Here is a 26,768-nt window from a genome sequence, read left to right on the forward strand (position 1 = left end):
TCTTGATGTTTATTCATATTTAAAATTCAGCTTTTTTGAAACATTCATATACATTTTCATTAAATAGAACACTGCATAATTAACAGTAATTAAACAACTTTCTGCATTGTGTATATGCTGAGTTATTCACTCCGTGTCGCTTTTGTTAATTGATTTGCTCATCAAAATTTCAGTGCTTAGGATGAACTCCTGTCGAATTGATGTGATGGTCAGCTCGGCAAATTACATGACATAAATAAAGGATGCCAAAAATGAAATATGCACAAATCTTACTTGCAACAACGCTTACTGCTGCTGCAGCCACCAGCTTTGCCGCGACTGAAACAACAAACGCAAATACAAACACTGAAGAAAAAGTGATTGTCAGTACCCAGGAATTGCCTGAGTCAAATGCTCCGGTTGCTGGCGCAAATGCAGAACAACCAGCTGCATCTGAAGCTGCTGCAGAAAGCGCAACACCTGCACAACCTGCAGCACGTTAAGTGATTTAACGACGGGTTAAATGATCAAAGAAAATATCAGGGCAGTATTTCTCCAGTAGGCTTAGCCTGTACTGCCTCATATTGATCGATGCTGAATCATGCTTTGCGCGGGTTCAGCATTTTTGTTGACTAGATTTAAATGCCCATCATAGTTAAAACTGATCACAGGATTGAGAATGACTATTGAATTATTTTAACTTTATCATTTAAATTCAATAATTTAATTAATAAAAATCTATTTAAAATTAATATTATTGATATAGCTCAACTACTATCGCCTAACTTGTTTACAACTCAGAACTGTCCCTTAATAGATTGAAATGCAAGTCGATTGAATGGACATTCACTATGAGCAATACCAATTACAGCACTGATGTAGCAATCCTCGGCGCTGGGCCTGTAGGCTTAACCATTGCCAACTATCTGAGCAAGCAAGGCGTGAGCGTCACGATGGTCGAGCAACTCGATAGTTTGATTGATTATCCACGTGCCATTGGGATCGATGATGAATCTTTGCGTACCATTCAATCCTTAGGTTTGGTCGATCAAGTCTTGCCCCATACCACGCCCAATCATGCCATGCGCTTTTTAACACCTAAGGGTCGCTGTTTTGCAGATATTCAACCTTTAACCCGTGAATTTGGATTTTCACGCCGTAATGCCTTTATTCAGCCACAAGTCGATCAGATTCTGCTTCAGAGCTTAAAACAATATGAAAATACGCAGGTACTGTTCTCACGTCAATTGACCCAGTTTAGTCAGGATGCCGAGGGTGTAACGCTTAACCTGCAAAACGAACAAGGGGATACAGAAACAGTCCGTGCCCAGTACCTGATTGCCTGTGATGGCGGTAACTCTTATGTACGCCGCAATCTGGGCATTGCTTTTGAGGGTGAAACTGCGCCGAATCAATGGATCGTGATCGATCTTGAAAATGATCCGCTTGCGACACCGCATATTTACCTGTGTTGTGATCCGGTACGTCCTTATGTATCCGCCGCATTGCCCCATGGAATTCGCCGTTTTGAATTTATGGTTATGCCGGGTGAAACTCAGGAAGAACTCAGCAAACCGGAAAATATTGCCAAATTACTGGCCAAAGTGCTTCCAAGTACCGACGGCATCGAAGTGATCCGTCAGCGTGTTTATACCCATAATGCCCGTATTGCGGACAAATTCCGGGTAAACCGTATTTTACTGGCAGGTGATGCTGCGCACATTATGCCGGTATGGCAAGGTCAGGGTTATAACAGCGGGATGCGGGATGCCTTTAACCTGGCCTGGAAAGTCGCACTGGTGGTTCAAGGCAAAACCGGCCCCGCACTTTTAGATTCTTATCAGATTGAACGTAAAGACCATGCCAAAGCCATGATTGATCTGTCCGTGATGGCCGGTCATGTATTGGCACCACCAAAAAAGTGGCAAGGTTTTGTCCGTGACGGTATCGCCTATGCCCTGAACTATATCAAGCCGATCAAACAGTACCTGCTGGAAATGCGCTTTAAACCGATGCCGAAATATCATGATGGTGTGCTTTTGAGCAACGGCGCCAAAAATTCTCCAATTGGCAAGATGTTCATTCAGCCTCAAGTTCAGCTTGCATCAGGTGAAACAGTGTTACTGGATGAAGTGATTGGCAATGATTTTGCCATTATTGCCTGGGGTGTCGATCCAAAATGGGGCCTGAGTCCAGAGACACTGCAACAGTGGAAAACCCTCGGTGTGAAATTTATTCAGGTCATTCCGGCAGTACAGTTACAAAATACCCAGCGCCAACAGTTTGAAGATGTCATCACCATTGGTGATAGCGGCACAGAAATTCGCTCCTGGTTTGGCAATACTTCCGATTCAGTGGTGATCTTGCGTCCTGACCGTTTTGTGGCCGCACTGGCCATTCCACAATCACTGGAAAACACCAGTCAGCAACTGTTTAAAAAACTGTACCTGAAATAATTTTAAGGTCATTTTTTACCACGCTTCGGCGTGGTTTTTTATTGTGATGAGATATCCAGATCAAGTGATACAGAGCGATGAACTAAACTCGATAGTCTTGAAACCACGGCATGTCTTTCAGGGAATCACGAGAGGCCATCTGCTGCAAATAGGGTCTGAACTCGTCAAATGGCGGTAAAATTTTTGCAGAGATCGCAAAGACTAAACAATAAGCCGCATATAAGTCTGCTGCGGAAAATTCTTCACCCAGCAAATAGGGATTGGCCTGGCTTATGCCCTGTTTCAGAAAATCAAATACGGCTGCTTCATTCCCGAAACTTAAACTTCTGCGGTTCTGTTCAATATTTTCTGGCGAGACCTGCAAATTTTTTATATCGATATATTCGGTGAAGGGCCCATGACAGAACAATATCCATTTTAAATATGCCCCACGCTTGGGTTCATCCAAAGCAGGTGCCAAGCCTTGGTCAGAATACTTATCTGCCAGATAGATAAAAATGGCGGCCATTTCTGAAATGACAATCTCCTGATCGACCAGACAGGGAACTTTTCCCATCGGATTAATCTGTAAATATTCAGCTTGATGCATATATTCATAGGACACTTCCACCTGCTCAATCTGGTCTTCAATCTGCAATTCTTTCAATAAGGGCAACAGGGTCAGGCCCCGTGATTGCGGATTGTTATAGAGCTTCATCATATTGCTTTAACCATTTTTTATTTTTAGAGCTTCAGTATAAAACGGTTTTCTGTGTCAATTTACACAGATGTGCTACAGATCATTTCTGTCGCACAGCTTTTAAAATATAGGCAGACCAAAGATGTAAATCTTAAAAAAGATCGACACAAAACTTTTCTTTTAAGACTTTTAAAATCAGATCAATCACCACATGTTTTTGGTCTTTACGATAATTGGCATATAGCCCAATCATGGGCAAAGGTTCAAGGGTCTTTTTGACCACGATATTATCGCCGAGTAATGGAATCACATAGGCCGGCACCAGACTCCAGCCCACGCCCATCCCGACCAGATTGACATTGAGCAGGATATTGGTCGAATGCTGCACCACATTGACCTTCAATTTGGACTGTTTAAAAAAGTCTTGAATAATTCGATGCAATTGTGGTGAAGCCTGTTCATCACTAATGACAAAATCCTGATTTTCAAAGCTCTTAATACTGACATGTGGCAGGGTCGCAACCGGAGAATCTTTAGGCACAATCAGGGTTAAAGGTTCATCAAAAATCCGGATCGAATCAAACTCGCTCGACTGTCCCGGATAGCGGGTAAAAGCAATATCGATCTGGCCTTTTCTTAAAGCACTAAACTGCTCAGCGTCGGTCAAACTATGAAATAGTGCTTTCAGTTCAGGAAAATGTGCGCGGATATTGGGCATGATATAGGGAAAGACTTTCATTTCCGCAACCGGTACAAATCCGATATTCAGCTGATCCTGATGTGCATTGGCAATCTGTCTGGCAGCGTGGATCGCACGTTCTGCATGTTCCAGACTGAGCAAAGCTTCTTTTAAAAAAACCTGTCCGGCCTCGGTCAGGTTGACCTTACGGTTATTTCGCTCCAGTAACTGTACGCCTACCTCACGCTCCAGATCCTTGATTTGCTGACTTAAGGAAGGCTGTACAGTATTCAATTTTTCCGCAGCCCGGGTAAAATTCAGTTCCTCGGCCACAGTGACAAAATAACGTAAATGTCTTAATTCCATTTTATGCTTCCTGATTTTCCGGTGCGTGTGTTGGTCTTTTGGCCACATACTGACGATAAACCAATATCGTCACAATGACGAGTGCAGCACTCGACACATACATCGCTTCAAAGCCCCAAAAGGCGATCAATAGGCCCATCACCACAGAACCTACCGCCAAACCCAGATCAAACAGGGTAAAGAAGGTTGAAATCGCATGTCCCATACGCTGCTTATCGACAGATTGAATTGCGAGTGTCTGCAGACATGGAAATAATGAACCATAACCGATCCCCACAAAGACTGCTGATAACCAGAGCGTCCATTGATTGGATATCAGACTCACCATGACTAGGCCAATCGCAAAGAAAATAAAGGAAGGATAAATGACAGCACTTGGTCCCTTACGATCATAGATTTTCCCGACCCACGGCCGTACCAACAGCATCGAAGCCGCAAATACAATAAAAAAGACACTGGTATAAGCCAAAAGCTGCTTGCTTTCACTAAATGCCGTGATAAAACTCATGATGCCCGAATAAGCAAATGCCGTCAGCAACGCCACACAGCTTACCGCCAGGACTTTGACTTCCAATATATCTTGTAGACTCAATTTGGTTTTTTCTGTGCCGATCCGCCTTGATTTTGGCAGTTCGGTAATTTTCAGCATCCAGCAGAAAATCAGTCCCAGAGAAATAATAATAGCCAGAATCCCAAATAAGCTTTTAAAGCTGGTGAATTGAATGACGGTCAAGGCCAGCAATGGGCCAAATACCACCCCCAGATTGGTCGACATGACAAAATAGCCCATGCCCTCGCCTTTACGCTGTTCTGGAATAAATTCATTGGCCACCGGAACCGCCACCGTGGTCAAAATACTGAACCAAATGCCATGTAGAAATCGCACCAGCAACAGTGACCACAAGCTATCAATGAGCAAATAGCCAAAGGCAAACAGCGCAAAAATCACGCCTGCACCGCGCATCGAGATTTTCTTGCCCAGTTTTTCGATGATCATGCCGGAAAAAGGCCGAACTGCAATTGATGATGCCAGAAACAAGGTCAGTGCCAGACCCGCTTCTTTGACTGAGCCCCCTAAATCTTTCATGATGTAAATCGGCAAGATGGTCAGTAAGGCAAAATAATAAACAAACAGAAAAAAGTTATTGAATAAGCACAGGATAAATGAGCGATTCCATAAACGCTCGGGGCTGAGAGACATAAAAACCAACTTTAAGAAAAATAGACCAGGCTCAGGCTTGAATTACAACAGGATGCAGCACTAACCCAACCAGCGCCCGGATGTAATTTTCATCCGGCATACGATTGAAAAAAATAATCTGGTAATGGATCGGGCCGTACAAACTGTCCAGCATTAAATCAAAAGGATAATCCGCGCGAATCTCGCCACGCTCAATCGCTTGCTGAATCAGTTGATGAGTCTGCTGTCGACGCGGCAATAAATATTGCTGAAAGAATTCACCGGCCAGTTCACGATGATTGGCGATTACCACCAGTAAAGCCCGACCAATCGGATGGTTGAGCGCCTGAGACAACAAGCTTAGCTGTCGAATCAGATTACTTTTCAGGTCATTTGCAGGATCAGGCTCAAAGACTGAGACCGTATGTTGTTTGAAGGTATCTAGCACCAGCTCCGATTTATGCTTCCACCAGCGATAAATCGTAGATTTTCCCACCCCAGCTCGTGCTGCAACAGCCTCAATAGTCAGTTGATGATACTCTCCCTCTGCCAATGCATCGGCAACCGCTTGCAAAATACATTGCTGTCGTCGTGAGCTTTTTTCGTCATGATTCATAAAGTCTACTTATCTTCAAACACAATCGATACGATACGATACGATACGATACGTATCGTTTTATGTTAGAGCAAAAAACGATAAAACTCCAGACATAAACTGAAATTAAAGTAAAAAGACTCTCTTATAAAGTAATGCTGATCAGTTAAAGAATTTAAAAATAGACGCTTTAACTGCTTAGTCGTTCATGATGGAGTCTGAAGGTTTTAAATCAAATATTTTCAATATCATTTGTTACTTTGGTTTCATTCAAATGAGCAGCGGAACTTCGCAAGGAAGGCATCTTGCAGTCATATTCCTCACCGCAAAACTCGTCAGCCACCCTCGACTCGTCAATTTGTCATGGAGACCATCATTTTTTTAATCTTGCGGTGCAATACACCCCATGCCTCAAACAGTTGCGGATGACTTTTCCACCTATCACATATAATCCTCAATTTAAAAAAGAAAATGCCAGTCAATTGGTTAACTGACTGGCATTACTCTTATGAAGATGTTTTTAAATCACCGCTTAACTCTGTGCAGTCTTTTTATAAATACTGCATGAAGGATGATGATTCTCTTGCAAACGCGCGACTTTACGCTGTTCGGCTGCTTCAAAACGGCAACGTTTCCAGTCATTGTCCAGGTTCAAAGCCGGAATCTGTTTCGGTTTGCCATTTTCATCTACGGCCACCATAGTGAAATAACAGCTATTGGTATGGCGTACCGTTCTTTTTTGAATATTCTGCGCTTCTACACGAATCCCGATTTCCATCGAGGTGCGACCAACATGGTTGACACTGGCCAAGAAAGTTACCAGCTCACCCACATGAATTGGTTCCTTAAAGTTCACCTTGTCTACCGATAAGGTCACGACATAACTGCCCGAATAGCGACTCGCACATGCATACGCCACCTGATCCAGTAATTTCAGAATGGTTCCACCATGAACATTTCCTGAAAAATTTGCCATATCTGGCGTCATGAGAACTGACATCGTTAACTCTGACTGGTCATCTGACACTGCTGCAATTTGATCTAAAGGGGCCATCGTTTTCTTTGAACTCTTTGAATGACAAGGTTATCGCTTATTATTATAGCGTTTTTAACATGAATAAAATGTTCAATTCGGCAAATGAAGCATCATAATTATTGATATAGAAACTGCACTCATACAGAAAAAAATATATTTAACAGATCTCAAGGCTCAGCAAGAAGCTAAGTTCCAAACAAATAAACACTTATTGATCCAAAGCATCTGCTTACCCAGCTCAAGTTTTTTTCGGGCCGCTCTCATTTTGCAAAAAATAATTCAAGATGTTGGATAAATCATTACTGATTTAGCGCATGAGTGGTTTTAACATTTCCTGGGCGACATTTTCATAGCTGAGAATTTGCTGACCATCCAGTGTGGTAGTGACCGTGAAAGAACCATCCGGATGTGCAGCTGTCACTGTAAAAATATAGTGTTCAAATTGCGCCAACTTGACCTGATGTCCAATTTTAATCTGATTCATTGTCGTTACATCTATTCATTAATCTTTCAAAGCACATTCTGTCATGAACAATATTTAAATATTTGATCAACTTAAGTATAGGAATAATAATATTAAAATTTCGACTTAGAAAAGCAACACTTATTCCAAAAAAAATATAATTTATAATTCAACAACTTATAGTCAAAATAAAGTTTATCTCTCCTGAAAATTCTGGCCAATTCATATGCAGAAACAATGATTTAATCTTTTATAACGATCAGCCAGTGTTAAGATCAGAATCTGGAAAGCATAGGGATGCAATAGCTTTGCCTACCTGGTTCGATCTCATAAAAAATGAACAAAAAAATTTAACCGCAATATGCTTTAGGGCTGCTGCTGTTCCTGAGCCACAAAGAGCGGAATATGATGGCCGCGAGCATAATTATATTTTTGATAAGCGAGAGAAATATCCATCAGTTTTAACTGTGCAGCATCAATGCCGGCCTGCATGGTTAATTCTCTGCCACGTACATCAAAGATATGTCCTTTTTCCCGTAAATCGGGCTGGATCACCACATCGGCATGCTTTAATTCTTCTTGTGCCAAGTGTTGCTGCATAATATTAATATTCTGGTTAAACAGTCCCCAGACATTACTGGTTTCCGTATGAATAGGCTGTGCCAGAATATCAACCGCAATCACAATATCTGCTCCCAGCTCACGTGCCACATTCACCGGTACCGGGCTGACCAGCCCGCCATCGACATATTCTTTTTCTTCAATTATTGTTGGAATAAACATACTCGGAATCGACACTGAAGCACGTACTGCCTGTCCAGTATTGCCATAATTAAAAACGACTTTCTTGCCTTCTTTTAGTGCTGTGGCCACCACAAACATCGGGATTTTCATGGCTTCTAGTGGAGTTTGATCGACCTGCAAATTGACATAATCTTCAACTTTCTTGCCATCAAAAAATCCTTTTCTGGCCAGTTTGATATCACGGACATCATTCGGTCGCATGCTGAGAGCAATATTGCGCAGTTCAATCGCCGGTTTACCACTGGCATAAATAGATCCAACGATACTACCGGCACTGGTTCCGACAATAAAATCTGGTTGAATACCCGCCTGCTCTAGTACTTCCAGCGCACCAATATGCGCATAGCCACGCGCACCACCACTGCCTAGGACTAAAGCAACTACGGGACGCTGTTGGGTTTGCTTGATCTTTTGAAAATCAATTTGATTCAGACGTGCCTGAGCTTCTCCGTGTTGTGCAGCAGGTTGCAAATGACTGGTTGCCGCTTGGGCTGTCATTGGAGTCGTTTGGCAAGCACTTAGGCCAAATGTACCCAGTATCACCATACTCAACACATATTTCTGCATGCAGAGAATGTCCTCATTAATCTAAAGCAGCATAGTGTATAAACACATGCATAAATAGTCTGTAGAATTTCGTAAAACTGTCATACAGTTCAGCTACTTTATCTTCATTTTTCCCCATAACAGTATGCCTTCAATCTCACTGTACCGGATTTTCCTGATTTTTCTGCAACTGGGCTGCATTTCATTTGGCGGTCCGGCAGCACATTTGGTGTTTTTTCACCGAAAATTTGTGATGCAACTGCAATGGCTGAATGACACCCAGTACAGTCAACTGGTCGCTTTGGCGCAACTTTTACCCGGGCCGAGCAGCAGTCAGGTGGGGCTTTCGATCGGTTATCTACAACGGGGCTATACTGGTGCCGTGATCGCATGGCTGGGTTTTACCCTGCCCTCAATGATTCTGATGGGCTTGGTAGCGTTATTGGGTCAAAGCTATTTTCATATTTTAAACTCAAACAGCTTTCATACCATCCAGCTAATTGTATTTTCTGTAATCGCTTGGGCATTCTGGCAAATGCTGAGAAGCTTCTGTAAAACGGCCTGGCAATATGCGGTCTTAATACTCTCAGCAGTATTACTGATGGTGGTTTCAGCGAGTTTTAACCAAATTCTGGTGATTATGCTGGGCGCAATCTGTGGACTCTTGGCTGGACATTTTTCTCAATCAGATTCGAAACCCAAAGAAATTAACAAAACGGCAATCAGCTCGCCTTATATTCGATCTGCCGCTGCACCCTATTGGTTACTGGCATTTATCTTGCCGTTTATTCTACTCCCCTTAGCGGGGAAATTATGGGGTGAATCAGACCTGCAATTTTTTGCCAATTTCTATCAGACTGGCTCGCTGGTGTTTGGTGGCGGTCATGTGATTTTACCTTTGTTGCATCAGGACTTTGTCACAACCGGTTTGGTGAGTGCACAATCTTTTGATCTTGGCTATGCATTTGTCCAGCTCATGCCAGGACCTTTGTTCAGTTTTGCCAGTTATATCGGGGCCTTGCTGCCTTGGACGCCTTATGTCTGGCTGAATGCAGTTTTAGCGACCTGTGCAATCTTTTTACCTTCATTTTTCCTGATCTTTGCCACCTTGCCCTACTGGTCATGGTTGATGCAGCAGCGCCATATTCATCAGGCGGTGATGGGCATCAATGCTGCGGTGGTGGGTCTGTTACTGTATTTATTGCTGGATCTTTCACAACGCTATTTTAGTTATGGCTCCGACCTGGTCTTTGTCGCGGTGATGATTGCCCTGCTACGTTCAAAATTACCGGTCTGGTTCAGCCTGATTTTCGGCTTCGTGCTTTATCAAAGTTATTTAAATTTCTTCTAAATAAAACATTGGCACAAAAAAGCCCCGAATGATCGGGGCTTTTTATTTCAAGTCTTACCAGATATCTGATTTAACCTTGTCTTTAAATTTAGGATGGTTATCCAGTTTAAATTCAGGCTCTTTCACACCGCGCTTCAACTGACCGGTATAATCTTTGAGTAGCATCAGCAGGAATGGCATCAGCAACAGGATCGCAATCAAGTTGATACTTGCCATCACACCCATGAACAGATCCGCCATATTCCAGATCAATGGCACGCTGGCGATGGAACCGAAATACACCATCACCAATACAAATAAACGGAAAATCAACATAACCCGGCTATTGTTATTGATGAACTGGACGTTTCCTTCGGCATAGGCATAGTTACCAATAATCGAAGAATAGGCAAACAGGAACAGAATCAAAGCCAGGAAGTCATCACCCCAGGCACCAATCTGGCTTTCGAGTGCCATCTGGGTCAAGGTCACGCCTTCAAAGCCTGCATTTTCATACAGACCCGAAACCAGAATAATAATCGCGGTACATGAACACACCACAAAGGTATCTACAAATACTCCGAGCATCTGTACCAGACCCTGGTTGACTGGATGTTTGACATCCGAGGCTGCAGCAGCATTCGGTGCCGAACCCATCCCGGCCTCGTTAGAGAACAGACCACGCTTGATCCCCATCATCATGGCCATAGACACCATGGCACCAAAGAAACCACCAGCAGCGGCTTCAAATTCAAAGGCTTTACTGAAAATAAGCTGGAAGATGGATGGGAGCAGATCGTAATTGATAACCGCAATATATAAAGCCACCGCCAGATACAGTAGCGCCATAAAGGGCACTACCTTTTCTGCCACTTTGGCGATACGTTTAATACCGCCAAAAATGATTGTAGCTGTAATCAATACTAAGACTAGCCCAATCCAGGAAACTTCAAAATCCAATCCGCCTAAAGGCAAAATGATATTGGCCTGATCCCAGCCCCATGCGTGTGATGTTGCACCGGTAATGGCATTGGCCTGAACCGCATTAAACACAAAACCATAGGTCGTGATCAATGCAATTGCAAAGACAATCCCGAGCCATTTCTGTTTTAGACCCTGAGTAATGTAATACGCGGGGCCACCACGGAATTGCTGGTTTTTATGATCGCGCACCTTAAACAATTGCGCCAATGAGGATTCCACCAAAGCAGAGCTCATACCCAGAAATGCAGTAACCCACATCCAGAACACCGCGCCCGGTCCGCCAATCGCAATGGCAATGGCCACACCGGCGACATTACCCACCCCGACCCGGCTTGCAAGACCAGTGACAAAGGCCTGAAACGGGGTAATGCCGTGCGCATCCTGAACCTTGCCACGGCTGCCTTTCATGACTTTCATGCTGTGCCAGAACAAACGAATTTGTACTGCACCGGTCATGATTGTATAGAAAATACCAACTGCGACCAGAAACACCACCAGAAAGTCCCACAAAGGACCATTCACGGCATTAATCCAGCCAAGCAATGTTTCATTTAACTGATCATTCATGTCACATCCTTATGAGCTTATGACTCATCGTATCAGGTCTAAATTATACAAAGAACTTCAAGATCATTTGAATAACAGTGGCATTGATTAGGTCAACAAAGAACGCGCCACATAATGGAACGATCAGGAAGGCCTTATGTGATGCACCATACATATTGGTAATCGCCTGCATATTGGCAACCGCTGTCGGTGTTGCACCCATACCAAAACCACAGTGACCCGCTGCAAGTACCGCAGCATCATAGTTCTTGCCCATCAGGCGGAAAGTTACAAAACCGGCATACAAAGCCATGGTGATAGTCTGTGCACCCAGAATTACCATCAGTGGTCCTGCAAGGTCAGCCAATTGCCATAATTTCAATGACAACAATGCCATCGCCAAGTACAGCGACAATGAAGCATTACCGAACACATCAATCGCACGATCGAAAATCTGAACTTTGAAAATACCTTCCAGTACATTACGCAGGATGACACCACCCGCCAATGCCCACACGAATGTTGGCAGTTCAAATGCTGTACCTTTACTGAAACCCGTCATAAACTCTGCAAAAGCCAAACAGCCTGCAAACAGGCCCAAGGTCGTGATTGCATTATCAGCGGTAATTAAACGCACCTGATGCGGATATTCAAACGGTACATATTCGCTGGTGGTGCTGTCCATTGGCGTATTGTCACGCTTTTCGATCTGCTGATCGGTACGTGCAGTCGCCAGGTTATAACGGTTGATCAGCAACTTGGCCAAAGGTCCGCCAATAATACCGCCGATAATCAATCCAAAAGTCGCACTGGCCATACCTAGTGCCAGCGCACCTTGAATACCATGTTCAACTTCAAAAATTTCCCCCCATGCCCCCGCGGTACCATGACCACCGGTTAAGGTAACTGAGCCTGCAATCAGGCCAATCAATGGGTCAATACCGAGCAAGGTGGCCAGACTCATGCCGACTGCATTTTGCAAAATAATGAAAGCCGAAACAGCAAACAGGAAAATAACCAGACCGATCCCGCCTTCACGCAACTTGGAAAAGTTGGCACTCAGACCAATCGAAGCAAAGAAAATCAGCATAAAGCTGGTTTGTAATTCTGCACTGGTGGTGATGCTATATCCCCACAATGAATGCACCAGCAATGAGATGATCGCCGCAACCAAACCGCCCGCGACCGGCTCAGGAATATTGTAGCGCTTTAAAAAATCGATTTTATTAACCAGGAATCGGCCGAGTAACAAAACAATAACTGCGGCAATCAAGGTATAAAATGCGTTAAAAGTAAAATCCATAATTTTTTGCCCAAGATAATGTTGATTTTTTATCATTCTAAAAGTGATGCAGAGATACCGAGCTTTAGATCTCTCATCGATTTCGACCTAAAATATTCTGACCTCATCTAATGCTTTTAAAATAACAAAATGATCCACCATCTCTTTCAAACTTATGAATATCATCATCACGATCATATTCAACAAATGAGAGATTTATAAAAGCCAAAATACAGCTTTGATTTAAGCTCTATTGCTGTCAATGAATGGTATAAGCATACAAATTTAACAGGAGAGTCAGATCTATAAGACTGTGTTCTACTTCTCAAAAAACACCAAGGTTTAGTGAGCGCTTTTAACCTGACTAGCTTAATTCAAGCCACTTGGAATAGCGTTATTTAAAATAAATCTTGTGCATGCCGACCTTGAATTTTCCCAAAGCGCATGGATTAAGATGAAAAGCTGCATATTATGCTGTTTCTTTGTATAAAGTTTTATTGTTTTTTATTAAGAATAGTTAATCAATCTATAAAAAATAATTATTAGTCTAGGGTTTTTAGATGAGGGTCAAACTCTCTAGTTATCGAAAAAAAATATTAATCTCTTACTTAAAACTTTATCAAACCAAGAAATTTCAATGAAATTAACATGGTTTTCTATCCCAATCCACTTCATCTGTGCAGGCAATTGTTATGCTCAAATGGCTCAAGCATCCGAGTTTTAAGCTAATTTTTAATTTCATCAAAGCTTTTTAACCAATGCCCTAGCTATTTGACTGAGGCTATTTAAAACATCAAGCTAGATATCAATCTTTTGTTTCACTGATAAATACTTTTTCCATTCGGGCCAAGGATTTAATTTTTCTGTCCACCCTACTGTTTGTTTAGTTTATAGTCATTCAAAACTTCATATGGATATTCGATTGGACATCAAAATGGATCAAAAACTTGTTCATGCTGTAGATCAAACGATCACCTCTCGCCATTCGGTGCGCGCTTTTTTAAATACGCCGGTCAGTACAGACATCTTGAAACAGATTTTAACTGTGGCCAGCCGCGCACCTTCGGGCACCAATACCCAACCTTGGAAAGTCTATGTTGTGACAGGTAAAAAACGCGATGAACTGGTAGAACGCGTCTGTCAGGCCCAAATGCAAATCTATGCCAATCCCGAGCTGGCGGAACAATACCAAGAAACCTTTGCCTATTATCCTGAACAATGGCTCTCGCCGTTTATTGAACGTCGTCGTGAAAATGGTTGGGGCTTATATGGTTTGCTGAATATTCAAAAAGGCGAAAAAGAAAAAATGGCACGGCAGCAGCTGCGTAATTTTGAATTATTTGATGCACCGGTGGGACTGTTTTTTACCGTACATCGCTCTTTGGCCATTGGTTCGAAAATGGATATTTCGATGATGATCCAGAATGTCATGATTGCAGCAAAAGCCCGCGGTCTGGATACTTGCCCGCAGGCCGCCTGGAATCATTTCCATCCCATCGTACTCGATCTGGTCGGTGCACCTGAACATGAAGAACTGGTCTGTGGCATGGCCTTGGGCTATGCCGATCCAGAGCAGATCATTAACAGCTTTATTACGCCGCGTGTCCCGGTAGAAGAATTCGCTGTATTTATTGATGAGTGATTGAATCAAGGCTGAGTCTATCGACTTGGCCTTATTTTCAGATCTTTAGATTTTATCTGGCCAGAGCCAGATCAGGCATTTATTCATGTTTGAATACTGGCAGCTCAAGTTGACAAATTGCCCAGACGGCAATACAAACAAAAACCAGCATAATCAATGCCATATTTAATAAAGCATTCCAAACCAGAAAATTTAGTAAAAGCCCGCCCAATAAGCCACAGACAAATTGCATACTGCCCATAATCGCGCTAGCAGTTCCTGCACGTGCACCCTGCTTCGCCATAGCCAATGCCATAGCATTCGGGCCAGTAAAACCGATCGACGCCACCACGACAAACATGCCCAGCAAGACCAATGCAATAGAATCTACATCCAGATAGCCAAGCAATACTAAAAATAAAACGCCCACTAACTGTAGAACAATGCCGATTTTAAGGCGTTGCAATATCGAGAAACGTCCGGCCAGACGTTTATTCAAGGTCGAAAATAACATGATCCCGACGGCATTGGCACCAAAGGCATAGGCAAACTGCTGCTCAGTCAGTTGATAACGATCCATCAAAATGGCCGAAGATGCACTGATATAACAGAACATCACCGCACTGGAAAAACAGCCGGCATAAAGCGGATGTCGAAAGCTTTGATCCTGAAAAATGCTACGGTACAAACTTAGAACCTGTTGAACGTTCAGCTTGAGACGGCGTTCTGGTTCCAGAGTTTCTTTAAAGAGAAAATGTACACAGGCCAGACTCAGCAGACCGCAGCCCATCAGCACCAAAAAAATCACATTCCATTCATAAAACATCAACACCCAGGCCCCCAGACTCGGCGCGAGAATGGGTGCAATCGCGGTCACAATCATCATGCTGGCAAAAGCCTGAGCTGCTGAATGCATATCCAGACGATCACGAATGGCCGCACGGGCCATGACCACCCCGACACAACCACCCAAGGCCTGCAGAATCCGTGCAGCGATCAGACTCCATTCATCCTGTGCAAACACACACAGCAGACTTGCCACAATGTATAAACACAGCCCAAAATACAGCGGTGGTTTACGCCCAATCCGGTCACTGATCGGCCCATAAATCAGTTGCCCCACAGCCAGACCGAAGAAGTAAGCCGGCAAGCTATTCGAGACCATTTGGGTACTGACGCCAAAATCTGCTGCCATCGCCGGCAAGGCAGAAAGATACATATCAATGGATAAAGGTCCGAGCGCACTCAGTGCCGCTAGCAAAACAATCCAGGACATGGCATAAGGTGGTTGTACGATTTTATTCGATGGCATAAGCATGAAGATTTAAAGCGCTAATATGCAGACAAGTTAACACAGTGCATAGTATGATTTAACTTGAAATGAAATTTTATAAACCTACTATTTTTCATTGGCATATTCAGATTCACCTGTAAGACTGCAGTATAAAGGACGACCTTTGAAATCTTGGCTCACTCGTCTCAAGCAAACCACCTATAATACGACCTTGATGTATAACCTGCGAATGATGACGGCATTTGCAGGTACCGCCTTTGTTCCCTATTTTATGGGGCAACAATTGATGACGATTCCCCTGACTTTAGGCGTGGTCGCAGCCGGTTTAAGCGATATTGATGACCGCTTTTCGGTGCGTATTCTCAATCTGCTATATACCTACATGGGTTTCTTTATTACTGCGGTTGGCGTTTATCTGCTCTATCCTTATCCGCCGCTGTTCGCCTTGGCCTTGATTGTTTCTTGTATTGGCCTGATTCTGCTTGGCTCCCTTGGCAGGCGCTATGCCACAATTTCTTATGGCTGTCTGGTGGTTTCCGTCTATGCCATGCTGGGTGTCGAACTGTTCGATGAATGGTATAAGCAGGCCGGCTTGCTGGTCATCGGTGCGATGTGGTACGGCATTCTGTCGACGCTCAGCTTCCTGGTCTTCCCTGCCCGGTTGGCACAAGACAAGCTTGCCACCTCTTATGCTTCGCTTGGTGACTTTTTATATGCCAAGTCCAATCTGTTTGATGTGGACATGACCCCGACCAGTTATCAGCAGAGCATGATTGATCTTTCTCTTGAAAATGGCAAACTGATTGCCATTTTTAACGAAATGAAAACGGCGCTCTTGACCCGTCTAAAAGGCGACCGTGGGCAAAAAGATACCCGTCGCAGTCTGCAATATTATTTTGTGGCGCAGGATATTCATGAACGTGCCGATTCAGCCCATATTGATTATCAGAAACTGGCCAAGATTTTCCAGCACAGCGACATCCTGTTCCGCTTTCAGCGCATCATGTCGATTCAGGGCAAAGCCTGCAAGGACCTGAGCGAAAGTTTGCTGCTGCGCAAGCCTTATGTACATAACAAACGCTTCAAGCATGCTTTTGACAATCTTCGGCTGTCTCTGGAGAAATTACGTCAGGATCAGCATTATGATCAGGTCTGGATTAATGCCTTATTTTCACTATTTCAGAACCTGAAATCGATTGATGCCCAGTTACGTAACCTGGAAACCGAGCAAAGTATCAAAGCCGAGCGTTTTAAACATATTGAAAACCAGCTCAGAGATGATGACCTGAAAGGCTGGGATGACATCAAGGTTCGAATTAAACAGCATCTCACCCCAGAATCGGTGCTGTTCCGGCATGCCATCCGCCTGTCGATTGTGCTGCTGATCAGCTATATCTTTGTACAGGTCAGCAATATTGAATATGGTTACTGGATTTTATTAACTGCACTGTTTGTCAGCCAGCCAAACTTTAACGCCACCAAACGGCGTTTACGTCTGCGGATTGTCGGTACCTTGGTCGGTATTATTTTCGGTTATGCCATTTTATATTTTGTACCTTCTGTCGAAGGACAATTATTACTGCTGGTGTTCAGCGGGATCTTGTTCTTTGAATTGCGTAGTAAACAGTATGCCCAAGCCACGGCCTTTATCACGATTCTTGCGTTGATCAACTTCAATCTGGATGGTATGGGCTTTGCTGCGGCTATCCCGCGGATGATTGATACCCTGATTGGCTGTGCCATTGCCTGGTTCGGGGTCAGCTTTATTTTCCCGGACTGGAAGTTCCGACGTTTGCCGCGCAGTATCAAACGCAGCTTGCAGGCAGAAGCGGACTATTTAAGTGAAGTGATCGAGCAATATAAATCGGGGCGTAATAATGGCCTGAAATATCGGATTGTGCGCCGTGCTGCCCACAATACCGATGCAGAGGTGGCTTCACTCATTTCGACCCTGGCCACTGAACCGGATATTGATCCGGTACAAAAATCGCTGGCCTTTGAGTTCCTGTGTCTGAACCATACCTTTATCAGTTATATCGCCGCGCTGGGTGCGCACCGGGGAAGAATTGAGGATCAGGACATTCTGAATTTACTGGATAATGCATTAGAGAACATTCGCGGTGCATTATTACGAGACGAAACGCCCGATTTAAGGGCGCAAAATATGATCGTCCATATTCGTCAGCGCCTGTCACATGATCAGGAACAAGATCAGAAATCTCTGATCATTTTGCAGCAGCTGTCTTTAATGTTCAGTATTTTAAACCAGTTGAGCCAATTGAAACAAAGTTTGAGTCATGAGCGTGATGAACAGGCAACAGAACTCGGTTCATTATAATTTGGATGATTTTGGAACAATATACTCACTGAATTGGTACAATTAATGCTAAACTTTTTACAGTTTTAAATCTGCTAGTTTCACTATGACCGCGAAAAATTTATACGCTTATACCCTACAGCCTGTGAACTATGAAATTTCAGAAGCCGAGCAGCGTCATGCTCAGCTGGTGATCTGGCGTAGTACCAATAAAATTGGCATGAAAGCATGGCTGATCATGGGTGCTGTTGTTGCACTTTCTATTCTGGGCCTTCTGCTTCTCAAGAACTATTCAACCGTGTTCTGCTGGGTGGCGATTGCCTGTGTGGTGTTGTATTACCTGATCCGTACCTTTGGTCTGGAATGGTATGTTAAACGCAAGATGAATGAATTTCCGGTACAGGAAATCAAAGGTGTTCGTCTGGGCGTACAACCGCACGGTATCATCATGCGTCAGAAAATGGGCATGCAGGAAGGTGTGGGTGCGATCAGCTGGAAAGACATTTATGAATGGTACAACACACCAGAATTCATGTTGGTCAATTTCAAGGTAAAAGGCCAGCAAGGTGCTTATATCCTGCCTAAACGTCTGGACAGCAAAAACTTTTCTTTTAACACGATTCGTAAGCATCTAGAAGCAGAAGTTGGCGCAGCCAAACAAATCTAAACTTGTACACGTTTCAACAAAAAACCTCCTGCCCCGGCATGGAGGTTTTTTTAATCCTAAAACAATAAATGATAATGAGAATAAATATTATCCTCAACACCTATAATTCAGTATTAAAGTTCAGTTATAATTTGGCCACTTTTATAAAGCTCACCCTTAATCTGACGACCATGTTTAAAAAAACATTTTTCCAAATCCACTGGTTTCTGGGGATTACAGCAGGTTTAATCCTCTCTTTGATGGGCGTCACTGGCGCAATTTATTCCTATGAACAACAAATCTTAAAATGGATAAATAACGACAGTTATACGGTTCAGGTTCAGCAAGGTGACAAACTTACGCCTGCTCAGCTGTATCAGCATTTTCAAAATACCACTCCAGAGATGAAGATTAACAGTATTAGCGTGGCACAAGATCCAAGTGCTTCAAGTACTGTAAATATTGCCAAAGAGGGAGCACGGCGTGGTCATAACATCCTGATCAATCCCTATACTGCCGAAGTTTTGCCTGAAATTAAGGGTCGGGAATTTTTCCAGTTTATTCAGCAACTGCATCGTAATTTAACGGTTGGCCCGGTCGGCAAACAGATTACCGGTGCTTGTACTTTAATGCTGATCTTTTTCGTCTTGTCCGGTCTTTACCTGCGCTGGCCAAAGCGTCATTCGATCAAGCAATGGTTCTTTGTAAAACCCAAGCTGAAAGGCCGTAATTTTATCTGGGATCTGCATGCTGTTGTGGGAACCTGGGTGGTGATTTTCTACCTGATTCTGGCTTGTACCGGCCTGTACTGGTCCTATGACTGGTGGCGTAGCGGGATGTTTAAAGTTCTCGGCGTTGAACGTCCACAGCCTACCATGCAAGCCAATGCGGGCAATAATCGTGGTGAAGGACGTCAAGGTGGCGAACGCGGCCCACGTGGTGAAGGACGCGAAGAAGGCATGAATCCAGAACAGATTAGCCGCGCGCTAGATTTGAGCTGGACTGGCTTTAATACTGAATTTTCAGATAAATATTCCACAGTAACCTTTAATCTTCCCAAAAAACCCGACGGCAGCATGCAGCTCAGCTTTGTCGATCCGGTTGCCCAACATGAACGCGCGCGGAACAGTGCCACTTATAATTACCAGACAGCCGAATTTACAGAAGTTGAGCTCTATGAAGATAAAAAGCTCAATGAAAAGATCATGAGCAGCATGTTACCGGTGCATCGTGGCAGCTTCTTCGGCCCGATCTACCAGTTCTTTGCCATGGTCGCAGCCTTGTTAATGCCATTATTCTTTGTGACAGGCTGGATGCTGTATCTGAAACGTCGTAAACAGAAGCGCTTAACGCTGGCAGCGCGTCAGGGTGTCACTCCAGTTGACTTAGATGAAAATGCCAAACCTTGGCTAATTGCTTATGCATCACAAACAGGTGTCTCAGAACAACTGGCTTGGCGTACAGCAACTGCCCTGCAGGAAGCACGTCAACCGGCAACAGTAAAAGCGGTACAACAACTGACGCTTGCCGATTTACAGCAAACTGAGCAAGTATTATTTGTTGCCAGTACTTATGGCACAGGTGAAGCACCTGATCTGGCCTCTTCTTTTGAGAAAAAAATCCTGTCTGGCAAAGCTGATTTGCGGCATTTAAATTATGCGGTGTTGGCGCTCGGTTCTCAAGAATATCCGGATAGCTATTGCAGTTTTGGTCACCGTATTGACCAGTGGTTGCAGCAAAATGGTGCCCAGCAGTTATTCACTACCATTGAAGTGGATAATGCCAATAATGAGCACATCCAGCAATGGAATACTGCACTGGCACAAGTAACTCGCCTTGAACTGCAAGCCATGGATATCGATAAAACCTTTGATCAGTGGACACTGACTCAACGTGAAATCCTCAATCCAGGTAGTCTGGGTGCTCCTGCCTTTAATATCGAACTGATTCCTGAGCATGAAGCAATCTGGCAAGCAGGTGATATTGCCGAGATTCAGCCAGCTAACAGTCCGGAACGTATTCAGGCATTTATGCAACAACACAATATTGCTGCCGGCACACAAGTGCCTTCTATGCAGCAAAGCATTGAGCGCGCGCTTTGGGATCGTGATCTGACTCAGGCAGAACCTTTTGATTCAATGGATCAGCTCCTCAAGCAATTACCGGCTTTGGCATCACGTGAATACTCGATTGCCAGCATTCCAAGTCAGCAAGTCCTGCGTCTGGTGGTACGTCAGCAAGCTGATGCGAATGGAAATCTAGGTCTGGGTTCAGGCTGGTTAACCCAGCATGCCGCACTCAATGCACCGATTGCGCTACGCATTCGCAGCAACGAATCGTTCCACCTGATTGATGATAACCGTCCGATCATTTGTATTGGGAATGGTACCGGTATTGCTGGTTTAATGAGTCTGCTCAGCTCCCGTAACCGTCAGGAATACACCCAAAACTGGCTGATCTTCGGTGAACGTCAGCGTGAACATGATTTCTTCTTTGCAGAAACCATTCAGGCCTGGTTGCAAATGGGAACCCTGAAACGGCTGGATCTTGCGTTCTCTCGTGACCAGCAGGAAAAAGTCTATGTGCATCATAAATTACGGGAACAGGCTGAAGAGCTGAAAACCTGGGTTGCCCAAGGCGCAGTGATTTATGTCTGTGGTAGCATCAATGGCATGGCCAGTGATGTCGATCAGGCCCTGACCGAGATACTTGGTGAAACGCTGCTCGATCAATTACGTCTGGATGGCCGTTATCGCCGTGATGTATATTAAGATGAACTGATATACTAAAAACCGGGCGCAATAGCCCGGTTTTTGAAAATACAAAAGTAATAATAAAAATATGAATAAGAAAAAAGGAAACTTGGATGCTCAATCAACTTAAACGAAGTCTCAGTCTGATCTTTGGCTTGATCCTCTGTATCAATAGCGTCTGGTTACTGAATCAGGATCAAAGGCATTTTGGTATCATGCTGTCTATCATCATTGGTGTGGCACTGATCCTGTATGCCCTGCTTTTTTCATCTATTCAGCGCTGGAAACAAAATTCTCGACTCAGAATATTGTTCTGGAACAGTCTCTGGGGCGGATTTTTACTCTGGATGATCAGTGTTGCGATTTTTTTCGCTTATATCCAGATGTCGATCAACTCGAATATTCCTGCACAACCGGCTACAGCGATTCTGGTATTAGGTAGTGGGATTAACCAGGGTCAACCCTCACCCATCTTAAAAAATCGTCTGGATACTGCAGCAAAATATGCAGAACAATATCCAGATACGTTGATGATTATGACCGGAGGACGAAATTTCCGGGAAAGACAAAGCGAAGCTGAAGTCATGCAACATTATATTCATACGACCTATCCGCAGCTCAAAAACCCGATTCGCTTAGAAGATCAAAGCAGAAGCACCCAACAGAACCTGCAATATTCTCAGGCGATCTTGCAACAACAGAATATTGGCCGAAATGAGCCCATTGTGATTGTGACCAATGATTTTCATAGCCCGCGTGCCCGTGCTATTGCCAGACATCAGGGCTATCAGCAAGTGATCAGTCTGAGTGCCAGCACTCCTCAGAATGCTCGCTACCATTCATGGCTACGTGAATATTTTGCGTTGATTAATGGCTGGCTGCTGAATGAATATTCACTGTTCCAATAAACAAGCTGCTTAACAACAAGAAAATTAATTTAAACGAATGTGTCTTGGCAAAGGCATATCCGGATTTTTAAAAAGTTCCGGCTTTTGCACATAGATCTGATACAGATAATTTTTGATATCCAGTAATAATTTTTCCGGTGCCACCAGAATATTCTGCCCTTCTGGCGTCAGATCAAGAGACACAATGGTACTTTCCTGACGTAAAAACGGAATCACTTTCTCTACAAAATCCTTGAGACCAATTTCCTGAATATCGTAATTCACCCAATTGTCTTTAATCAGCAGACGAGCCAGACCTTTACTGTGCCAGCAAGCAAATGCACGCTGTCCAGTAGGGGTCGCACACAAAGCCCAGCCATCCTGATAAAGCGCAAAAATGCCGGCATTCGCGACAATCGATTCAATATACTGTTTATAAAGGTGTTGGGGGTCGTATGTAGTTTGAGATTTGGTCGCTGCCTTGCGCTGATATGGATTTCTCATCGTCGTGAAACCTTCAAATTATTATAGACTTCAAATTCTATGAAATGTTCAGTGTTTAGGCAAGAAAGATATGGTGGGCGCTGACGGGATCGAACCGCCGACATTCTGCTTGTAAGGCAGACGCTCTACCAACTGAGCTAAGCGCCCTGAGAAAAACAACAGCGTTGTTTTTAATGACGCAAGACAAGGAATGTCTTGGTATATTGAACACTCAGATCTCAGGAATCCAAGCTTCTCATCTTAGGATGGCGCAGCGGACGGGGCTCGAACCCGCGACCCCCGGCGTGACAGGCCGGTATTCTAACCAACTGAACTACCGCTGCATCGTAAGAATCTGGTGGGCGCTGACGGGATCGAACCGCCGACATTCTGCTTGTAAGGCAGACGCTCTACCAACTGAGCTAAGCGCCCTGATAAAGAGTGTCAATCTTTAGTTTATTAAATTCAGGCTCAGGAACCTCAATTTAATTTCTTTTGAAATGGCGCAGCGGACGGGGCTCGAACCCGCGACCCCCGGCGTGACAGGCCGGTATTCTAACCAACTGAACTACCGCTGCATCGCAAAAGAATCTGGTGGGCGCTGACGGGATCGAACCGCCGACATTCTGCTTGTAAGGCAGACGCTCTACCAACTGAGCTAAGCGCCCTCAAAAGTTCTATCATATAAATGGCGCAGCGGACGGGACTCGAACCCGCGACCCTCGGCGTGACAGGCCGATATTCTAACCAACTGAACTACCGCTGCATTTACACAATGTCGCTATTGTGGCAAACGAAAATCAAGATCTTAAAGTGGCGCAGCGGACGGGGCTCGAACCCGCGACCCCCGGCGTGACAGGCCGGTATTCTAACCAACTGAACTACCGCTGCAACTATAAGGTCTCAACATGAAAGAGCTTGGTGGGCGCTGACGGGATCGAACCGCCGACATTCTGCTTGTAAGGCAGACGCTCTACCAACTGAGCTAAGCGCCCTTTCTAAACGTCTATCATCGTTTGATGGGTGCATTATAGAGAATCTGCACAGCCTGTCAAACGCTTTTCGGAATGTTTTCCACTTTTTAGGTGTGAGTGATTAAAAAATAGGTTGTTTGTTAAAAAAAACAACACTTTTTGTTTATTTTTTAAGTCTCTACCGAAATTTTTTAATTTTCAAAATAAAAATAGAAGCGAAATTTTGTGTTTTGCCCTGCGAAGTTTCAGTCTAAACATACGATGTATTGCAATTCTGATTAAGGATTATACAAAGCTTTAAAATACTCGACGTTGTGTTCATGTAATCTTGCAATTGTCATTTATTTTTATGTGAAAATAGCGATAAATTTAAGCTTTAGAGGATGATTCAACCCGTTCTATGCGATAAAAATACGATCTGGATCAGATTAATCAACCTTTTCTGCTGTCTCCACCAAGCAGATTCAGTCTATAAAAACAAAACCATTTTCACATAATCTTAAAATCTAACTTTTATTCGCTCTTCGAAACATTCAGTCTACCCAGATCTAATGCCTGTTCTGAAATATAAACCAGTGCATCCTCACTGATCAGGTCAAATAATTCTGCAACCTCCGGATTACGCATACGAATACAGCCGTGCGACAGCGGCTCTCCCATCTTTTCGGTTTCTGGGGTGCCATGAATATAGATATAACGCTGATAGGTATCGCAGCCCTCGCCTTGATTAAAACCCGCTTCAAGGCCACTCAGCCATAAAATGCGCGTCAGGATCCAGTCACGCTGCGGAAATTCCGCTGCCAGTTCGGCATTATAAATTTCACCCGTCGCCTGACGTGCGACAAATACACTATTTAAGGGAGCATTCTGACCAAACTTTTCAGCAACTCTGTGCCAGCCACGCGGGGTCTTGCCACTATTTTCAGTTTCACCAATGCCATTTTTACCACTGGAAATCAGATATTGTTTGTTTAGACGGGGCAGATACAGTTTTTGTTGGGCGAGATCAATCAGGATATCTGCTTGATCCAGATGCAAGGTATTCATGACTTGTTATTCTCTGAATCTACTTTATTTAACTCTGTTTTCTTTAACTTTGTCTCTGTTTTCTTTAACTTTATCTCTGTTTTTTCAGTATGAATCGTTTCTTGATGAAGCATCACCTGATCCGGTTCAGGACGTCGCCATAACCAGATGGCCACAATCAGCATGGTGATATTGGTAAAGGCTTTTACTGCCAAGGGTGCGGTAGTAAACAGCATGATAATCCCGCTGATCAGCATCATGATACTGGCCAGCCATTTGGCCTTACGCGGTACAGTACCATGCGCCCGCCAATCTCTTAAAGTCGGGCCATATTTAGGATGGTTCAATAACCAGTTATCCATTTGTGGCCAACCTTTAGATGCCGCCCAAGCAGCCAGAATCAAAAAGACCGTTGTTGGCATACCCGGCAGGATTGCACCGATAAAGCCCAGGATCACAAACAGCACCACCAGACTCCGCCAAAACAACACTTTCATACATCAACCCTAACCGCAGAATTCAGGTAGTATAAAGCGTTTTCCGATACTGTCCGTTGTATTTCTGCACTTTTCACAGGTTGTACCATGTCTTTTTCCAGTTTAAACCAAAATTTTGTAGAAGCATGGCATCGTTATCAACATCCTCTGGTACGGCAACTGGCATTTGCTGTCGGCAGTCCGAATATTCTGTCCGGTATTCCCGAGGAGCTTGAACTCATACATCGCTTTGAGCTGCATGACAGCCAGACTTGGCAGCAATATCTTAGCCAGTATCATCCACGTTTGGAATTTCTCGATCAGCATCCAGAAGAATTAATCGAATTTGTGCAGCAACTGAAAAGCACGCGTTTGGGGCTGCGCTTTGAAATGCTGGTCTGGTTCTGGTTACTCGACGATGCTTATCATCCCTATCAGCTACTCGGTCATAGTATTCAGCAAATTGAGGGTGCAAAAACCTTGGGTGAACTGGATTTCCTAGTCCTTAATACCGATACCGGACTGGTTGAACACTGGGAAATTGCCCTGAAATATTATCTGGCCGAAGCAGATTTTAGTCTGCCGCATTGGTACGGCCTGAACCGCACCGATACCTTAATCAGAAAAATGAACCATTTCACACAAAAACAGTTCCAATTTGATGAAGCTTTAGCACATTCTATTCAAAAACGTTTTTGTGTGATGAAGGGACAGTTGTATCTGCCGACCCATCATGCTGACCAGCCTATTCCCACCTGGATCAATACCGAGCGTCGCCTAGGTCTATGGGGACAGCATATTCCTGCTGCACAAGATGCGTTCTATCGCCTGCAACGGCATGAATGGATTTATCCGCAAGCCCAGCCAAGCAGTTTGACTGCGACTTGGTGGACGGATGGTCTCTATAAAAAAATCGATCGCAATGACTTCTATATGTATCGCCAACCGGTACTAAGCCAGTATCCATCACATAAGCCCCTATAAAGCATTACATTTATTAACCGAAGCACTATGAAAACCACATATTTTTTAGTGCGTATATTTTCTACTCTAAGTTCCACATCATAATAATTTTATTATTGATTATACGGAGATGATGATGAAAAAAATTCTTGCTGCTTCATTAATGATGGCTTTTGTATTAACTGGCTGTAACACAGTAAAAGGTATGGGCAAAGACGTGTCTAAGGCGGGCGATGCGGTAACCAATACTGCTGAAAAAACCTCTGACGAAATCCGTCAAAACTAGTTTTTTCTTAAATGCTCATAGAACCCTATCTCAGATAGGGTTTTTTTATATCGATCGTTCACATTCAAGCCGATATTCGCCTATTATAGAGCCGAGAAAATTATCGACTGTTGAAAA

Annotated in this window: 22 protein-coding genes, 8 tRNA genes and 1 pseudogene; 10 read left to right on the plus strand and 21 right to left on the minus strand. The window is 43.9% G+C overall.

Annotation, left to right across the window (positions count from 1 at the left end; all coding sequences use genetic code 11):
• Window positions 1-251: 251 nt before the first annotated feature.
• Entirely contained in the window at window positions 252-482 is a 231-nt protein-coding gene (locus KT990_RS05740; RefSeq protein ID WP_005097806.1) for a hypothetical protein, read from the plus strand.
• Window positions 483-830: 348 nt separating this feature from the next.
• The gene (locus tag KT990_RS05745) at window positions 831-2,435 is read left to right on the plus strand and encodes a bifunctional 3-(3-hydroxy-phenyl)propionate/3-hydroxycinnamic acid hydroxylase (RefSeq protein WP_218209290.1); all 1,605 of its coding nucleotides are present in this window, start codon (window positions 831-833) and stop codon (window positions 2,433-2,435) included.
• Between the two features lie 82 nt (window positions 2,436-2,517).
• Here KT990_RS05745 and KT990_RS05750 read toward each other — a convergent pair whose 3' ends face one another.
• From KT990_RS05750 to KT990_RS05780, 7 genes are all read right to left on the minus strand, one after another.
• On the minus strand, window positions 2,518-3,132 hold the full coding sequence (locus KT990_RS05750) for a glutathione S-transferase family protein (protein ID WP_180078251.1): 615 nt from the start codon (window positions 3,130-3,132) through the stop codon (window positions 2,518-2,520).
• A gap of 133 nt (window positions 3,133-3,265) precedes the next feature.
• On the minus strand, window positions 3,266-4,159 hold the full coding sequence (locus KT990_RS05755) for a LysR substrate-binding domain-containing protein (RefSeq protein ID WP_005097811.1): 894 nt from the start codon (window positions 4,157-4,159) through the stop codon (window positions 3,266-3,268).
• 1 nt (window position 4,160) lies between these two features.
• Window positions 4,161-5,360, minus strand: coding sequence for an MFS transporter (locus KT990_RS05760; RefSeq protein WP_218209291.1), 1,200 nt, complete (start codon window positions 5,358-5,360; stop codon window positions 4,161-4,163).
• Window positions 5,361-5,391: 31 nt separating this feature from the next.
• Window positions 5,392-5,955 carry a TetR/AcrR family transcriptional regulator gene (locus KT990_RS05765; protein ID WP_005169748.1) on the minus strand — a complete coding sequence of 188 codons (564 nt, stop codon included), beginning with the start codon at window positions 5,953-5,955 and terminating at the stop codon, window positions 5,392-5,394.
• A gap of 511 nt (window positions 5,956-6,466) precedes the next feature.
• The gene (locus KT990_RS05770) at window positions 6,467-6,988 is read right to left on the minus strand and encodes an acyl-CoA thioesterase (RefSeq protein ID WP_004280680.1); all 522 of its coding nucleotides are present in this window, start codon (window positions 6,986-6,988) and stop codon (window positions 6,467-6,469) included.
• A gap of 289 nt (window positions 6,989-7,277) precedes the next feature.
• Window positions 7,278-7,454 (minus strand): hypothetical protein, encoded by a 177-nt coding sequence (locus KT990_RS05775; RefSeq protein ID WP_005097818.1) that lies wholly within the window; start codon window positions 7,452-7,454, stop codon window positions 7,278-7,280.
• 345 nt (window positions 7,455-7,799) lie between these two features.
• The gene (locus KT990_RS05780; RefSeq protein WP_218209292.1) at window positions 7,800-8,804 is read right to left on the minus strand and encodes a patatin-like phospholipase family protein; all 1,005 of its coding nucleotides are present in this window, start codon (window positions 8,802-8,804) and stop codon (window positions 7,800-7,802) included.
• A gap of 124 nt (window positions 8,805-8,928) precedes the next feature.
• On the opposite strand from KT990_RS05780, the gene chrA reads away from it, so the two are divergent.
• Complete coding sequence (gene chrA / locus KT990_RS05785; protein ID WP_218209293.1) at window positions 8,929-10,134, plus strand: chromate efflux transporter; 1,206 nt, start codon at window positions 8,929-8,931, stop codon at window positions 10,132-10,134.
• 54 nt (window positions 10,135-10,188) lie between these two features.
• Here the strand turns inward: chrA and KT990_RS05790 are convergent, their stop codons facing one another.
• Both KT990_RS05790 and gltS read right to left on the minus strand, forming a co-directional pair.
• Complete coding sequence (locus KT990_RS05790) at window positions 10,189-11,664, minus strand: alanine/glycine:cation symporter family protein (protein WP_071850767.1); 1,476 nt, start codon at window positions 11,662-11,664, stop codon at window positions 10,189-10,191.
• Between the two features lie 43 nt (window positions 11,665-11,707).
• Window positions 11,708-12,946, minus strand: a complete 1,239-nt coding sequence (gltS, locus tag KT990_RS05795; protein WP_218209294.1) for a sodium/glutamate symporter — start codon at window positions 12,944-12,946, stop codon at window positions 11,708-11,710.
• Window positions 12,947-13,859: 913 nt separating this feature from the next.
• Here gltS and KT990_RS05800 point away from each other — a divergent pair.
• Complete coding sequence (locus KT990_RS05800) at window positions 13,860-14,567, plus strand: nitroreductase (RefSeq protein WP_005097826.1); 708 nt, start codon at window positions 13,860-13,862, stop codon at window positions 14,565-14,567.
• A gap of 79 nt (window positions 14,568-14,646) precedes the next feature.
• Here KT990_RS05800 and KT990_RS05805 read toward each other — a convergent pair whose 3' ends face one another.
• Window positions 14,647-15,864 carry a multidrug effflux MFS transporter gene (locus tag KT990_RS05805; RefSeq protein WP_180101340.1) on the minus strand — a complete coding sequence of 406 codons (1,218 nt, stop codon included), beginning with the start codon at window positions 15,862-15,864 and terminating at the stop codon, window positions 14,647-14,649.
• A gap of 139 nt (window positions 15,865-16,003) precedes the next feature.
• Here KT990_RS05805 and yccS point away from each other — a divergent pair, with 139 nt between their 5' ends.
• The 4 genes from yccS (at window position 16,004) to KT990_RS05825 (ending at window position 22,464) form a co-directional block, all read left to right on the plus strand.
• Entirely contained in the window at window positions 16,004-18,178 is a 2,175-nt protein-coding gene (gene yccS, locus KT990_RS05810; RefSeq protein WP_074383432.1) for a YccS family putative transporter, read from the plus strand.
• An 85-nt stretch (window positions 18,179-18,263) separates the two neighbouring features.
• Window positions 18,264-18,824 carry a YcxB family protein gene (locus tag KT990_RS05815; protein ID WP_005169724.1) on the plus strand — a complete coding sequence of 187 codons (561 nt, stop codon included), beginning with the start codon at window positions 18,264-18,266 and terminating at the stop codon, window positions 18,822-18,824.
• Between the two features lie 170 nt (window positions 18,825-18,994).
• Window positions 18,995-21,574, plus strand: a complete 2,580-nt coding sequence (locus KT990_RS05820; RefSeq protein ID WP_218209295.1) for a PepSY domain-containing protein — start codon at window positions 18,995-18,997, stop codon at window positions 21,572-21,574.
• A gap of 95 nt (window positions 21,575-21,669) precedes the next feature.
• Window positions 21,670-22,464 (plus strand): YdcF family protein, encoded by a 795-nt coding sequence (locus KT990_RS05825; protein WP_218209296.1) that lies wholly within the window; start codon window positions 21,670-21,672, stop codon window positions 22,462-22,464.
• Between the two features lie 24 nt (window positions 22,465-22,488).
• On the opposite strand, the gene KT990_RS05830 is transcribed toward KT990_RS05825, so the two are convergent.
• The 11 genes and pseudogenes from KT990_RS05830 to KT990_RS05880 form a co-directional block, all read right to left on the minus strand.
• Window positions 22,489-22,947 (minus strand): DUF2750 domain-containing protein, encoded by a 459-nt coding sequence (locus KT990_RS05830; RefSeq protein ID WP_005097833.1) that lies wholly within the window; start codon window positions 22,945-22,947, stop codon window positions 22,489-22,491.
• 71 nt (window positions 22,948-23,018) lie between these two features.
• Window positions 23,019-23,094: transfer RNA gene (locus KT990_RS05835), tRNA-Val, on the minus strand.
• A gap of 99 nt (window positions 23,095-23,193) precedes the next feature.
• A tRNA-Asp gene (locus tag KT990_RS05840) sits at window positions 23,194-23,270 on the minus strand.
• Window positions 23,271-23,282: 12 nt separating this feature from the next.
• Window positions 23,283-23,358 (minus strand) — tRNA-Val (locus KT990_RS05845).
• 69 nt (window positions 23,359-23,427) lie between these two features.
• Window positions 23,428-23,504, minus strand: a tRNA-Asp gene (locus tag KT990_RS05850).
• Window positions 23,505-23,518: 14 nt separating this feature from the next.
• Window positions 23,519-23,594, minus strand: a tRNA-Val gene (locus KT990_RS05855).
• Window positions 23,595-23,615: 21 nt separating this feature from the next.
• Window positions 23,616-23,692: transfer RNA gene (locus KT990_RS05860), tRNA-Asp, on the minus strand.
• A gap of 48 nt (window positions 23,693-23,740) precedes the next feature.
• Window positions 23,741-23,817, minus strand: a tRNA-Asp gene (locus tag KT990_RS05865).
• Between the two features lie 28 nt (window positions 23,818-23,845).
• Window positions 23,846-23,921: transfer RNA gene (locus KT990_RS05870), tRNA-Val, on the minus strand.
• Window positions 23,922-24,413: 492 nt separating this feature from the next.
• Entirely contained in the window at window positions 24,414-24,947 is a 534-nt protein-coding gene (elsL, locus tag KT990_RS05875) for a cell wall-recycling L,D-carboxypeptidase ElsL (RefSeq protein ID WP_218209297.1), read from the minus strand.
• A 122-nt stretch (window positions 24,948-25,069) separates the two neighbouring features.
• Window positions 25,070-25,423 (minus strand): annotated as a pseudogene (locus KT990_RS05880) (YbaN family protein); the annotation flags it as partial.
• A gap of 87 nt (window positions 25,424-25,510) precedes the next feature.
• Between KT990_RS05880 and KT990_RS05885 the strand changes: the two are divergent.
• A complete protein-coding gene (locus tag KT990_RS05885; RefSeq protein WP_218209299.1) occupies window positions 25,511-26,386 on the plus strand; it encodes a DUF1853 family protein in 876 nt (291 codons plus the stop codon).
• A 112-nt stretch (window positions 26,387-26,498) separates the two neighbouring features.
• On the plus strand, window positions 26,499-26,651 hold the full coding sequence (locus KT990_RS05890; RefSeq protein ID WP_004280704.1) for an entericidin A/B family lipoprotein: 153 nt from the start codon (window positions 26,499-26,501) through the stop codon (window positions 26,649-26,651).
• The last annotated feature ends 117 nt before the right edge of the window (window positions 26,652-26,768 follow it).

The organism is Acinetobacter sp. F9, from assembly GCF_019195275.1.
Classification (GTDB): domain Bacteria; phylum Pseudomonadota; class Gammaproteobacteria; order Pseudomonadales; family Moraxellaceae; genus Acinetobacter; species Acinetobacter pseudolwoffii.